13 protein-coding genes are annotated in these 12,193 nt (G+C 63.1%); 5 read left to right on the top strand and 8 right to left on the bottom strand.

Annotated features, from left to right (window positions below):
* Window positions 1-67: 67 nt before the first annotated feature.
* Complete coding sequence (locus tag LY284_RS14925) at window positions 68-271, bottom strand: cold-shock protein (RefSeq protein ID WP_007000074.1); 204 nt, start codon at window positions 269-271, stop codon at window positions 68-70.
* 435 nt (window positions 272-706) lie between these two features.
* Between LY284_RS14925 and LY284_RS14930 the strand changes: the two genes are divergently transcribed.
* Window positions 707-2,314, top strand: a complete 1,608-nt coding sequence (locus LY284_RS14930; RefSeq protein WP_045451162.1) for an APC family permease — start codon at window positions 707-709, stop codon at window positions 2,312-2,314.
* Between the two features lie 57 nt (window positions 2,315-2,371).
* On the opposite strand, the gene LY284_RS14935 is transcribed toward LY284_RS14930, so the two are convergent.
* The 7 genes from LY284_RS14935 to LY284_RS14965 all read right to left on the bottom strand — a co-directional run bounded on the left by LY284_RS14935 (window position 2,372) and on the right by LY284_RS14965 (window position 8,561).
* On the bottom strand, window positions 2,372-3,157 hold the full coding sequence (locus tag LY284_RS14935; RefSeq protein WP_045451159.1) for a class III extradiol ring-cleavage dioxygenase: 786 nt from the start codon (window positions 3,155-3,157) through the stop codon (window positions 2,372-2,374).
* A gap of 94 nt (window positions 3,158-3,251) precedes the next feature.
* Window positions 3,252-3,854, bottom strand: coding sequence for a UbiX family flavin prenyltransferase (locus LY284_RS14940; RefSeq protein WP_045451156.1), 603 nt, complete (start codon window positions 3,852-3,854; stop codon window positions 3,252-3,254).
* 13 nt (window positions 3,855-3,867) lie between these two features.
* The gene (gene grxD, locus LY284_RS14945; RefSeq protein ID WP_014192384.1) at window positions 3,868-4,179 is read right to left on the bottom strand and encodes a Grx4 family monothiol glutaredoxin; all 312 of its coding nucleotides are present in this window, start codon (window positions 4,177-4,179) and stop codon (window positions 3,868-3,870) included.
* A 76-nt stretch (window positions 4,180-4,255) separates the two neighbouring features.
* Window positions 4,256-5,077 carry a peptide chain release factor N(5)-glutamine methyltransferase gene (gene prmC / locus LY284_RS14950; protein WP_233386874.1) on the bottom strand — a complete coding sequence of 274 codons (822 nt, stop codon included), beginning with the start codon at window positions 5,075-5,077 and terminating at the stop codon, window positions 4,256-4,258.
* A complete protein-coding gene (prfA, locus tag LY284_RS14955; RefSeq protein ID WP_014192382.1) occupies window positions 5,074-6,156 on the bottom strand; it encodes a peptide chain release factor 1 in 1,083 nt (360 codons plus the stop codon). Before prfA ends, prmC begins: the two co-directional genes overlap by 4 nt.
* A 100-nt stretch (window positions 6,157-6,256) precedes the next feature.
* Complete coding sequence (hemA, locus tag LY284_RS14960) at window positions 6,257-7,552, bottom strand: glutamyl-tRNA reductase (protein ID WP_014192381.1); 1,296 nt, start codon at window positions 7,550-7,552, stop codon at window positions 6,257-6,259.
* A gap of 190 nt (window positions 7,553-7,742) precedes the next feature.
* Window positions 7,743-8,561 carry a glycosyltransferase family 2 protein gene (locus LY284_RS14965; protein WP_045452219.1) on the bottom strand — a complete coding sequence of 273 codons (819 nt, stop codon included), beginning with the start codon at window positions 8,559-8,561 and terminating at the stop codon, window positions 7,743-7,745.
* A 269-nt stretch (window positions 8,562-8,830) separates the two neighbouring features.
* Here LY284_RS14965 and LY284_RS14970 point away from each other — a divergent pair, with 269 nt between their 5' ends.
* The 4 genes from LY284_RS14970 (at window position 8,831) to LY284_RS14985 (ending at window position 12,190) form a co-directional block, all read left to right on the top strand.
* Window positions 8,831-9,103 carry a hypothetical protein gene (locus tag LY284_RS14970; RefSeq protein ID WP_014192379.1) on the top strand — a complete coding sequence of 91 codons (273 nt, stop codon included), beginning with the start codon at window positions 8,831-8,833 and terminating at the stop codon, window positions 9,101-9,103.
* Between the two features lie 125 nt (window positions 9,104-9,228).
* The gene (locus LY284_RS14975) at window positions 9,229-11,016 is read left to right on the top strand and encodes an aminopeptidase P family protein (RefSeq protein ID WP_375294260.1); all 1,788 of its coding nucleotides are present in this window, start codon (window positions 9,229-9,231) and stop codon (window positions 11,014-11,016) included.
* A gap of 2 nt (window positions 11,017-11,018) precedes the next feature.
* Window positions 11,019-11,570, top strand: coding sequence for an isochorismatase family protein (locus tag LY284_RS14980; RefSeq protein ID WP_045451148.1), 552 nt, complete (start codon window positions 11,019-11,021; stop codon window positions 11,568-11,570).
* Window positions 11,567-12,190, top strand: coding sequence for an HAD family hydrolase (locus LY284_RS14985; protein ID WP_045451143.1), 624 nt, complete (start codon window positions 11,567-11,569; stop codon window positions 12,188-12,190). The genes LY284_RS14980 and LY284_RS14985 overlap by 4 nt, the downstream gene beginning before the upstream one ends.
* Window positions 12,191-12,193 lie beyond the last annotated feature (3 nt).

Genomic DNA, 12,193 nt, shown 5'->3' on the forward strand with positions numbered 1-12,193 from the left:
CGAAGCCAAAAACAAAAAACCCCGCGTGAGCGGGGTTTTTCATACGAATTCTAGCGGTGCGTGAAGCTTAGACCGGCTTGATGTTCGCAGCTTGCTTGCCCTTCGGGCCAGTCTTCACTTCGTAGGAAACCTTTTGGTTTTCCTGAAGCGTCTTGAAGCCTTCGATGCGGATTTCCGAGAAGTGCGCGAACAGATCTTCGCCGCCGCCATCCGGAGTGATGAAGCCAAAGCCCTTTGCGTCATTGAACCACTTGACGGTACCGGTTTCCATGTTACTTGTTCCAAAAAAATGATGAATAAGGCCGAAGCCCAGGGGTGCGGAAAATCAAGGAAGGGGCAATGGGACCAACCGGAGTACCGTGATGGCGAACTCGAAAGAACCAATTCACTCGCCACTTGAAATCCTGCAAGAAGGTTTATACGGCGAAACAGTATCCCGGTCAATTAATTTCCGACAAGTCTGAGGGGATATTTTCGAGATGCGTAAGCAAACATTACAAAACTTGCAATTCGCATTTCGATTGACCTCAAAAAGCTGAATTTTCAGTCATTTTCTTCCCAGCACGCACGGCATTCGAAAGGTGCAACCGTTACACTACGCGCCGACCCAAAAGGTTGCACCGGCATGGCCGGATGTCAGACACGTTTGTTGCTCTCCCACGCGGCGCGGCTGCGAAAGCGGCTCCGGTTCTGCGATGCGAGACATATGGAGGAAGATGTGACAGAGAAGTCGATTCAACGAAATATCGGTCCGTGGGCGCTGATGCTGACGGGGCTCGGGTCCATCATCGGATCGGGATGGCTGTTCGGCGCGTGGAAGGCGTCGCAGATTGCCGGGCCCGCCGCGATTTGCGCGTGGGTCATCGGTGCGGTGGTTATTCTGGCGATCGCGCTGACCTACGCCGAACTCGGCGCGACGTTCCCGGAATCCGGCGGCATGGTGCGCTACGCGCGCTATTCGCATGGCGCGCTCGTCGGATTCATCAGCGCGTGGGCGAACTGGATCGCGATTGTCTCGGTTATTCCGATCGAAGCGGAAGCGTCCATCCAGTACATGAGCACCTGGCCGTACGAGTGGGCGCATAACCTGTTCGTCGGTCATACGCTGACGACCATGGGGCTGGTGCTCTCGGCGTTGCTCGTCATCGTTTATTTCCTGCTGAACTATTGGGGCGTGAAGCTTTTCGCCCGCGCGAACTCGATCATCACGATCTTCAAGTTTCTGATTCCGGGCCTGACGATCGCCGGTCTCGTGTTTTCCGGCTTCCATTCGGAGAACTTCGGCACGGCGTCGAATTTCGCGCCGTTCGGATGGTCCGCGGTGCTCACCGCCGTGGCGACGAGCGGCATCGTGTTCAGCTTCAACGGTTTCCAGAGCCCGGTGAATCTGGCGGGCGAGGCGCGCCATCCTTCGACGAGCATTCCGTTCGCGGTTATCGGCTCGATCCTGATCGCGCTCGTGATCTACGTGCTGCTTCAGATCGCGTATATCGGCGCGGTGAATCCGGCCGACGTGGCAAAGGGCTGGCAGCATTTCAATTTCGCTTCGCCGTTTGCCGAACTCGCCATCGCGCTCAATCTGAACTGGCTCGCGATCCTGCTGTATATCGACGCGTTCGTCAGTCCGAGCGGCACCGGCACGACCTATATGGCGACGACCACGCGCATGATTTACGCGATGGAGCGCAACAACACCATGCCGAAGATTTTCGGCAATGTGCATCCGTTCTACGGCGTGCCGCGTCAGGCGATGTGGTTCAACCTGTTCGTGTCCTTCGTGTTCCTGTTCTTCTTCCGCGGCTGGGGCACGCTCGCGGCGGTTATTTCCGTCGCGACGGTCATCTCGTATCTGACGGGCCCGGTCAGCCTGATGTCCTTGCGCCGCGCCGCGCCGGATCTGGACCGCCCGGTCAATATTCCGCTGATGGGCCTGGTCGCGCCGTTCGCGTTCGTCTGCGCATCGCTCGTGCTGTACTGGGCGAAGTGGCCGCTGACCGGCGAAATCATTCTGCTGATGGTCGTGGCGCTGCCGGTCTATTTCTACTTCCAGGGCAAGACCGGATTCGCGGGTTGGGGGAAAGATCTGAAGGCAGCGTGGTGGCTCATCGCGTATTTGCCGTCGATGGCGGTGCTGTCGCTGATCGGCAGCAAGGACTTCGGCGGCAACGGGCTTCTGCCGCACGGCTGGGACATGGCCGCCGTCGCCGTGCTCGCGCTGATTTTCTACTACTGGGGCGTGCACACGGGCTATCGCACGAGCTATCTCGACGAACGCGAAAGCCGCGACGACATTCTTCACGAAATCGGCGCCTGAGCGTCCGTTTCCAGCAAGCGATGAAACCGCCTGAGCGATCAGGCGGTTTTTTTTCGCTCAGGCGTCCGCGAACACGTAGTTCGTCATGGCGAGCGCGCGCTGGAACGTGCCAAGCGACTGCACCGCGAGTTCGTAGTCGTCCGCCGCCGCGCCGAGCGCGCTGAACACCGGCAGCAGATGTTCGTCGGTCGGATGCATCAGCGCGGCGTGCGGCGCGCGGGCGCGATAGTCGAGCAGGGCGTCGATATCGCGTTCGGCCATGCGCCCTTCGAACCAATCGGTGAACTCGGTCACGCGCGGATCGGCATCTTCCGGGCGCGCGCTGAAATCGGCCATGCGCAGGTTGTGCGTGATTTGCCCCGAACCGACGATCATCACGCCGTCATCGCGCAATTCGCGCAGCGCCCGCCCGATGCGGAAGTGATGCGCGGCGTCGAGTCGCGGCTGAATCGAAAGTTGCGCGACCGGAATATCGGCGTCGGGGAACATCAGCAGCATCGGCACCCACGCGCCGTGATCGAGCCCGTGGTCGGTGGTCGTCGCGGGAATGCCCTGCTCGCCGAGCAGCGCCGCGGCGCGCTTCGCGAGATCCGGCGCGCCGGGCGCCGGGTAGCGCAATTCGTAGAGCGCGCGCGGGAAGCCGTAAAAGTCATGAATCGTTTCCGGCTGCTCGGCTGTGCTCGCGATGGGCTGCGCCGTGCCCCAGTGGGCGGACAGCATCAAAATGGCGCGCGGGCGCGGAAGCGTTCGCCCCAACGAGGCGAATTCGGAAGAAGGCATGGACGGGTCGATCGGCAGCGTGGGCGCGCCGTGGGAAATGAAAACGGTAGGCAGTCTGGTCATGGCGGCAAATTCCGGTGGATTTACCATCCAATGTAGAGCCGTGAGCCGCGTTGATAAACGGCTGGCCGGGCAACGAATTGTGTCGCCGCTGTTGCTAATCCGCCGCTTCGCTACGCAGACCGCGCCACGCCGCTGCGACCGGCTGTGCAAAGCCAAAAAGATCGATAACCCGTGCGACCGTGTGATCGACCATCTCGTCGATGCTCGCGGGCTTTTGATAGAACGCCGGCAGCGGCGGGAAGATCACGCCACCCATTTCGGTGACGGCGGTCATATTGCGCAGATGCGCGAGATTGAGCGGCGTTTCGCGCACGAGCAGCACGAGACGGCGGCGCTCTTTGAGCACGACGTCGGCGGCGCGGATGATGAGCGTGTCGGAAAGACCGTGCGCGACGCTCGCGAGCGTGCGCATGGAGCAGGGCGCGATGACCATGCCGTCGGTCGCGAAGGAGCCCGAGGCAATGCTCGCGCCGACGTCGCGCACGCTATGGACGACATCGGCCAGCGCGTGGACGGCGGCCTTGTCGAGATCGAGTTCGTGCTGGATATTGAGCCAGCCGGCGCTGGAAACGAGCAGATGCGTCTCGACGCCGCCCAGCTTGCGCAGCGTCTCGAGCAGACGCACGCCGTAAATGGCGCCCGTTGCGCCGGTAATCGCGACGATGAGTCGTCGATTTGCGGCGGCGGGCGCGCTCACGTGCGGTAGAAGCTCAGGCTGCGGCGAAGAGCTGTTGCAGTTCGCCCGATTGATACATCTCCATCATGATGTCCGAGCCGCCGATGAACTCGCCGTTCACGTAAAGTTGCGGAATGGTCGGCCAGTTGGAGAATTCCTTGATGCCTTGGCGGATCTCGTCGTCTTCCAGGACGTTCACCGTCTTGATCTGATCGACGCCGCATGCCTTGAGCACTTGAATGGCGCGGCCGGAGAAGCCGCACATCGGGAATTGCGCCGTGCCCTTCATGAACAGGACGACCGCGTTTTGATCGACGATTTGCTTGATGCGTTCTTGCGTATCCATGACGTTCCTGCGCTTGAGATTTCGGTGAGAGTTCTGGAAATGATAGCGGATTTCGATTGCGCGGGCGGAGGCCGGCTCACGCGGCGAAAACACCGCCCGAGCAGCGTTCGATGCCGGCTAGATCGCGCATCGAGCGGACATCGGTGAAGTCGCGGGCGTTCAGCAGGCCGCGCACGGCGTCGGCCTGATCGTAGCCGTGCTCCAGCCACAACGCGCCGCGGTTCGCGAAGAGAGACGGCGCGGTTTCGATGATGGTGCGAATCGCCGACAAACCGTCGGCGTCGTCGGTGAGCGCGCCGCGCGGCTCGAAGCACAAATCGCCTTGTTCGAGATGCGGATCGTCGCTCGCGATGTACGGCGGATTGCTGACGATCACGTCGAACCGCAGCGACGGATCGATGTTCGCCGTCCAGTCGCTTTGCATGAACGTCACCGCGTTTTTAGTCAGAAGGCGCGCGCCGTTTCCTCGCGCGATCTGCAAGGCAGCGTCCGAGCGATCCACCGCCCACACGCGTGCATCGGGCCGTGCATGCGCAATCGACACCGCGATCGCGCCCGTGCCCGTGCCGAGATCGAGCACGCGCGCGTTCGGCGTATCGGCGATGACTTCGAGCGCGAGTTCCACGAGCAATTCGGTTTCCGGGCGCGGAATCAGCACATCCGGCGTGACGTCGAATTCGAGACCGAAGAATTCGCGCTTGCCGGTGAGCTGCGCGATCGGCTCGCCCGCCATACGCCGCGCCGACAGCGCGCCGAATCGCGCGACCGCGTCTTCCGAAAGCGGCAGAAGATCGCGCGTAATGAGTTCCGTGCGCCGCCAGCCGAGTACGTGCATCAACAGAATGCGCGCTTCGAGTGGCGGCAGCGGCGACGCGCGCAGCAAATCGGCAACCGTCACTCCGCTTCCCCAAGCGCCGCCAACTGCTCCGCCTGATGCTCGGACACTAGCGCGCCGATGAGTTCGTCAATATCGCCGTCCATGATGTATTCGAGCTTGTAGAGCGTCAGATTGATGCGGTGATCCGTCATGCGCCCTTGCGGGAAGTTGTACGTGCGGATGCGCTCCGAGCGGTCGCCCGAGCCGATCAGGCTCTTGCGCGTCGCGGCTTCCTTCGCGTGCTGCTCGTGATACTGCTTGTCCTTGATGCGCGCGGCGAGCACCTTGAGCGCGCGGTCCTTGTTCTTGTGCTGCGAACGGTCGTCCTGACACTCGACGACGATGCCCGTGGGCAAGTGCGTCACGCGCACGGCGGAATCCGTCTTGTTGATGTGCTGCCCGCCCGCGCCCGACGCGCGGAACGTGTCGATACGCAAATCCGCCGGATTGATCACGACTTCGCTGATTTCATCGGCTTCAGGCATGACGGCGACCGTGCACGCGGACGTGTGGATGCGCCCCTGCGTTTCCGTCGCCGGGACGCGCTGCACGCGATGCCCACCCGATTCGAACTTGAGCCGCGAATACGCGCCTTGTCCGGCGATACGAACGATCACTTCCTTGTAGCCGCCGAGATCGGAGACGCTCTCCGACATCGTTTCGGCCGTCCAGCGATTGCGTTCCGCGTAGCGCAGATACATGCGCAGCAGATCGCCCGCGAACAGCGCCGATTCGTCGCCGCCCGTGCCCGCGCGAATTTCGATGAAGATGTTGCGTTCGTCGTTCGGATCTTTCGGCAGCAGCATGGTCTGCAGATCGCTTTCGATCTTCGTCATGCGCTCTCGCGCCTCGCCGATTTCCTCTTCGGCGAAATCGCGCATGGACGGATCGGCGAGCAGGTCCTGCGCGGTCGCTTCATCGGTGAGCGCCTGACGCCAGAGCGCGTATTGATCAACGATCGGGCTGATTTCCGCGTGCTCGCGCGTGAGCTTGCGATATTGGTCCATATCGGACGTCACATCTTCGCGGCTCAACAAATCGTTGAGATCGACCTGCCGTTTTGCAAGCTGGTCGAGCTTGCTTTGCATGCTCGTTTTCATCGGGCGGAGAAGGAGCTCGGTGCTCCTGAGAAACTGCGAATTCGAAGGACGCCGCCGCGCTAGTCGCGCGTGGCATTGGAGAATAGCAAAGAGAAGGCCGCTAACGTTCCGACGAATCGGACGGCGAGCCGTGGCGATAGAAGCCGCTCATCAGGTCGATGAGCTGGCCGCGCTCCTCGCGCGTCGCGCGGTTGAGCGCATGCGTCGGGCCGTGAATCAGCTTGTTCGTGAGCGATTGCGACAGCGCTTCCAGAACGGCCGCGGGGTCGTCGCCGCGCGCGAGCATCTTGCGCGCGCGTTCGAGTTCGGCACGGCGCAGCGAGTCGGCCTGCGTGTGCATGTGGCGAATGACCGGCACGATGCTGCGCGCGTCGAGCCACTGCATGAAATTGGCGACGCGCGTCTCGATGATCGCCTCGGCCTGCGCGACCGCGGCCTGACGCGACGCGTTGCCTTCGCGCACGATCGCGCCGAGATCGTCGACGGTGTAGAGGAACACGTCTTTCAGATCGCCGACTTCCGGCTCGATGTCGCGCGGCACGGCGAGATCGACCATGAAGATCGGCCGATGACGGCGCGCCCGCACCGCACGCTCGACCGCGCCGAGCCCGATGATCGGCAGCGTCGACGCCGTGCACGACACGATGATGTCGAACTCGTGCATGCGCGCGGGCAGTTCGGAGAGCGGAATCGCGCGGCCATTGAAGCGCCCGGCGAGCTTTTCTCCGCGTTCGGCGGTGCGGTTCGCGATGACCAGTTCACGCGGATTCTGCGCGGCGAAGTGCGTGGCGCACAGCTCGATCATTTCGCCCGCGCCGATGAACAGCACGCGCTGGCTTGCGACGTCTTCAAAGATGCGCTGCGCGAGACGCACGGCGGCGGCGGCCATCGACACGGACTGCGCGCCGATTTCGGTCGTCGTGCGCACTTCCTTCGCGACGGCGAAGGTGCGCTGGAACAACTGATTGAGATACGTGCCGAGCGCGCCGGCTTCGGACGCCGTGCGCACGGCATCCTTCATTTGTCCGACGATTTGCGTTTCGCCGAGGACCATCGAATCCAGTCCCGACGCGACGCGGAACGCGTGGCGCACCGCTTCCGACTGCGGCAGCGCATACACGTGCGGCGCGAGTTCGGGAACGGGAATGTGGTGATACTTCGAGAGCCACTGGATCGCGGCTTCGCGGGCGGCGGAGTCGTCGGTGGCGCAGTAGAGTTCGGTGCGGTTGCAGGTCGAAAGAATCGCCGCCTCGGGCGATACCTTCGCAAGCGGCCCCAGCCAGATGTCCTTGAGCGCGCCGAGGGCGGGTTTGAGCTGCTCGACCGGAAACGCCACGCGTTCGCGCAAGGCGACAGGCGCAGTGTGGTGATTGATTCCGATCGTGAGGAGCTGCATTGTTTTGGACGATGCTTTGGGCCTAAGCCGATGGCCTTTCAGATAGCCCAATATTATAGCCTTTTGCGTATTTCTTCATTTATAGGTGGCATTTGGGGCGCGAGCAGCGCGAGAGCCCGCGCCGCGGGGCACTCGGCGGCTGCGGCAAACCGCTGCCTGCGGCCTGTGACAGTAGGCCGCGGCGCGGTTTTCAGCGGAAATACTTCGACAATTCGACGGCGCGCGCTTCCAGTTCGCCGATCGTGACATCGCCCGTTCGAAAGGCGCGCTGGCGGTTCCTTGCGATATCTTCTTCGTCGAACGACTGCTCGCGCGACGCGGAATCGTGATTCAAATGGAAAAGTGCGGCATGCGGGTCGCCGAACGAATGCCAGCGCACGCCGAGCCGTCCGGCGCGGAGCAGCAGATCGTCGTCTTCGCCGCCCCATCCGACAACAACAGGGTCGAGGCCGCCGACGCGAATGAATTCCGCGCGCCTGAAGAGATTGATCGCGCCCGGTGTGCTGATGTACAGCGTACTGATATTGGCGGGCGGTTCACCATCGAGAAACGGCGCCAACTGGCTGAAATCGCCCGATTCGATGAACGACTCGCGCAGGCCGCCCGACACGTTCAGCACGCGCATGAACGGGCAGAGCACGTCGCTTTTGTCGTCGTCCATGAGCGCGTTGATCGCGGCGCTGAAGTAAAACGGATTGGCGATCATATCGGCGTCGTGCATGCAGATAATCGGGCTCTTCGCCATGAGCGCGCCGAGATTGACGAGCCGCGCTTTCGGAAAAGGGCCGGTGTCATGCACGAAGACATGCCTGATCTTCGGATCGCCGAATTCGGACCAATTGAACGTGGGCGCGGCGTCGGCCTCGATCAGCCAGATCTGGTAATCCGAGTACGTGCGGTTCAGATGCCGCAGAACGCCGCGCAAGTTATCGCGCCTCTCCTCGCTGCGACCGCGATACGAAATGATCAGTTCGAGGCCGCGCAGCGATATCAGATGGGTTGCTGTCATATGAAATCGAACGTGTGATGTTGCCGGCGTTTGAAGGTAGCAGGCGAAGGAATTCGCGAAAATCGGAAAAATCATAGATCGATTGCCAACGCCGACGGGTTCGTGTCGAAGGCAAACCGCCTGGCGGCAGGCAAAGGTGCGAGCCTTGCCATCGCCAAATCCGGCCCCTAAACTCATCCGCTAGTCGCGTTACCGAGATTCCAAGCCATGCCTGTCACCCGAAGTGTTCCGCTCAGCAGCAAATCGAATTTGCCGGAGTTCCGCCGCTGATGGGCTGGATCGGGTTGATTTTTCTCGGCGCGGTCATCGGTGCGGCGGGCTGGTGGCTGCATCCGCTGCGCCGCGCGGGCCGCGTCGCGCGCGGTCCGGCTGGCCGCATCTGGACGGCCGTCGCGGCTGGCATACTGGCGACGGTCGTCGCGCGCATGCTGGGTAATATCGTCGATGTGTATCACGACGGCGATACGCTCGAATGGCTGGCGTGCGCGGTCTTCGCGCTCATCGTCGTAACGGCGACGGTCGGGCTGGCGGCGCGCCGCTGAACTCTTTATCTGGCGGGCGGTGAGCGATCCTCGCCGCCCGCGTGCTCTTCGCGCCCCACGCGGGCTTTCAAGCAGGTGATTTCATGAACGATCGCATCGCAGATTCAGCCATTCCCGAACCCGCTATGTTCGCGCGACGCATCGAGTCGCTGCGCGGCCAGATGGCGCGCGACAAGCTCGCCGCCGTGCTCATTCCGTCCGCGGACCCGCATCTTTCCGAATATCTGCCCGAACGCTGGCAGGGACGCCAATGGCTTTCGGGCTTCACCGGCTCGGTCGGCACGCTCGTGGTGACGGCGGATTTCGCGGGCGTCTGGGTGGACAGCCGTTACTGGATGCAGGCCGATACGCAACTCGCCGGCACCGGCATCGAATTGATGAAGATGATGGGCGGCCAGCAGACCGCGCCGCATATCGACTGGCTTGCGGAAAACGTGTCGGCGGGCGCGACCGTCGCGGTCGATGGCGCCGTGCTCGGCGTCGCGGCGGCGCGCGCCTTGTCCGATGCACTGAGCGCGCGCGGCATCGTGTTGCGCACCGACCTCGATGTGCTGGATGCCGTGTGGCCGGCGCGCCCCGGATTGCCGGAAGCGCCCGTCTACGAGCACGCCGCGCCGCATGCGAGCGTCGCGCGTGCCGCGAAGCTCGCGACCGTGCGCGAGACGATGCGCGCAAAAGGCGCGCAATGGCACTTCGTGTCCACGCTCGACGATCTCGCCTGGCTTTTCAACCTGCGCGGCGGCGACGTGAGCTACAACCCGGTGTTCGTCGCGCATGCGCTCATCGGGCTCGACGACGCGACACTCTTCGTCGCCGATGGCAAGGTTCCAGCCGCGCTCGTCGAATCGCTCGCGCGCGATGGCGTCCGCGTCGCCGCATACGCCGGCGCGCCCGAAGCGCTTGCGTCGCTGCCGGCGGGCTCGACGCTTTTGATCGACCCGCGCCGCATCACGCACGGCCTGCTGGAGGAAGTGCCCGCGACGGTGAAAATCGTCGAGGCGGTGAATCCGTCGACGTTCGCGAAATCGCGCAAAACGGCGGCGGAAGCGGAGCATATTCGCGCGACGATGGAGCAGGACGGCGCCGCGCTCGCCGAATTCTTCGCGTGGTTCGAAGAGGCGCTCGGCCGCGAACGCATTACCGAACTGACCATCGACGAGAAGCTGACCGCAGCGCGCGCGCGCCGGCCGGGCTTCGTCACGCTGAGCTTCGGCACGATTGCCGGTTTCAACGCGAACGGCGCGATGCCGCATTACCGCGCGACTGCGGCGTCGCACGCGGTGATCGAAGGCAACGGCTTGCTGCTGATCGATTCCGGCGGCCAGTATCTGAGCGGCACGACGGATATCACGCGCGTCGTGCCCATCGGCGAGATCGGCGCGGAACACCGGCGCGATTTCACGACCGTGCTCAAAGGCACCATCGCGCTGTCGCGCGCGCGCTTTCCGCGCGGCATCCGTTCGCCGATGCTCGATTCGATCGCGCGCGCGCCGATCTGGGAAGCGGGCGCGGACTACGGTCACGGCACGGGGCACGGCGTCGGCTACTTTTTGAACGTGCACGAAGGGCCGCAAGTGATTTCGCACTACGCGCCCGCCGAACCGTGGACCGCGATGGAAGAGGGCATGATCACGTCGATCGAGCCGGGCATCTATCGGCCGGGCAAGTGGGGCATCCGCATTGAAAATCTGGTGATGAACCAGCCGGCCGGCAAAACCGAGTTCGGCGATTTCCTCGAATTCGAAACGCTGACGCTGTGTCCGATCGATACTCGCTGCATCGACCTGTCGCTGATGCGTGAGGACGAGCGCACGTGGCTCAACGCGTATCACGCGACGGTGCGCGCGCGCGTGTCGCCACATGTGTCGGGCAAGGCGCTCGCCTGGCTCGAAGCGCGGACGCAGGCGGTTTGATCATGGCGAGACCCGCAGTTGTCGTGATCGACGTGCAGGAGATGTTTTTCGGCGGATCGAAGCCTGCGTATCGCGCGGGCGATGTCATCGACGGCATCAATCAACTCACGGCGGCCGCGCGCCGTGCGAATGCGCCGGTCTTCTTCGTGCAGCACGAGAGCGATGCAAACGGGCCGCTGGCGCGCGGCAGCGACGCGTGGCGTTCGCCCGCGTCGCTCGTGCGCGAACCCGGCGACGAATCGATTCATAAGACCGTCGGGGATTCGTTTCAGGGCACGCGGCTGGCCGAGCGGCTTCAGCGTCTCGAAATCGATTCCTTGCTGCTCTGCGGCTACGCCACGGAGTTCTGCGTCAACGCGACCGCGCGGCGCGCGGAGCTGCTCGGGCTGCGCACCACGATCGTTTCGGATCTGCATACGACGTCGGACAAGGCGCATTTGCGGGCCGACAAAATCGTCGAGCACCAAAATTACGTCTGGTCGAATTCGTCAATGACCGGCAACGGCGTGAAGGTGTCCGCACTTTCCGACACCCTGCAAACGGAGCTCGCATGACCATCAAAGCAGTCGTGTTCGATTTCGGCGGCGTGCTCATCGACTGGAATCGCGAGTATCTCTACAAGCAGCTGATTCCTGACGAAACCGAGCGCCGCTGGTTTCTCGACAACGTCTGCAAGATGGAATGGGTCGTGCAGCAGGACGGCGGGCAGACCATCGAGGAAGGCACCGCTGAGCTGATCGCGCTTCACCCCGGACACGAAGCGCTGATCCGCGCGTTCTATGCGCGCTGGCCGGAGATGGTGTCGGGCGAGCTCGAAGAGGGTGTGGCGCTCGTCGATCGGCTGGAGGCTGCGCGCGTGCCGCTTTTCGGGCTGACGAACTGGTCGGCTGAGACGTTTCCGTACGCGTGGGAACGCTTCGACGTGCTGCGCAAGTTTCGCGAGATCGTCGTGTCGGGGCGCGTCGGTCTCGTCAAGCCCGATCCGCGGATTTTCGGCCTGATGCACGCGGAGATCGAACGGCATCTGCCGGGCATCCAGCCGCAGGAACTCGTTTTCATCGACGACAACGTGAAAAACGCGCAAGCCGCGACCGCGCTCGGCTGGCACGGCGTTCACTACACCGGCGCGCTGGAAACGGAGACGAAGCTGCGGGAACTGGCGCTGCCGCTCTGAGGC

It is taken from the genome of Caballeronia sp. PC1 (assembly GCF_021353155.1).
Lineage (GTDB): Bacteria > Pseudomonadota > Gammaproteobacteria > Burkholderiales > Burkholderiaceae > Caballeronia > Caballeronia cordobensis.

Excerpts from the sequence above, each read along its gene's own strand:
- LY284_RS14925 (WP_007000074.1), bottom strand. The coding sequence starts at position 271 with ATGGAAACCGGTACCGTCAAGTGGTTCAATGACGCAAAGGGCTTTGGC.
- LY284_RS14930 (WP_045451162.1), top strand. The coding sequence starts at position 707 with ATGGAGGAAGATGTGACAGAGAAGTCGATTCAACGAAATATCGGTCCG.
- LY284_RS14935 (WP_045451159.1), bottom strand. The coding sequence starts at position 3,157 with ATGACCAGACTGCCTACCGTTTTCATTTCCCACGGCGCGCCCACGCTG.
- grxD (WP_014192384.1), bottom strand. The coding sequence starts at position 4,179 with ATGGATACGCAAGAACGCATCAAGCAAATCGTCGATCAAAACGCGGTC.
- prfA (WP_014192382.1), bottom strand. The coding sequence starts at position 6,156 with ATGAAAACGAGCATGCAAAGCAAGCTCGACCAGCTTGCAAAACGGCAG.
- hemA (WP_014192381.1), bottom strand. The coding sequence starts at position 7,552 with ATGCAGCTCCTCACGATCGGAATCAATCACCACACTGCGCCTGTCGCC.
- LY284_RS14965 (WP_045452219.1), bottom strand. The coding sequence starts at position 8,561 with ATGACAGCAACCCATCTGATATCGCTGCGCGGCCTCGAACTGATCATT.
- LY284_RS14970 (WP_014192379.1), top strand. The coding sequence starts at position 8,831 with ATGGGCTGGATCGGGTTGATTTTTCTCGGCGCGGTCATCGGTGCGGCG.
- LY284_RS14975 (WP_375294260.1), top strand. The coding sequence starts at position 9,229 with ATGTTCGCGCGACGCATCGAGTCGCTGCGCGGCCAGATGGCGCGCGAC.
- LY284_RS14980 (WP_045451148.1), top strand. The coding sequence starts at position 11,019 with ATGGCGAGACCCGCAGTTGTCGTGATCGACGTGCAGGAGATGTTTTTC.
- LY284_RS14985 (WP_045451143.1), top strand. The coding sequence starts at position 11,567 with ATGACCATCAAAGCAGTCGTGTTCGATTTCGGCGGCGTGCTCATCGAC.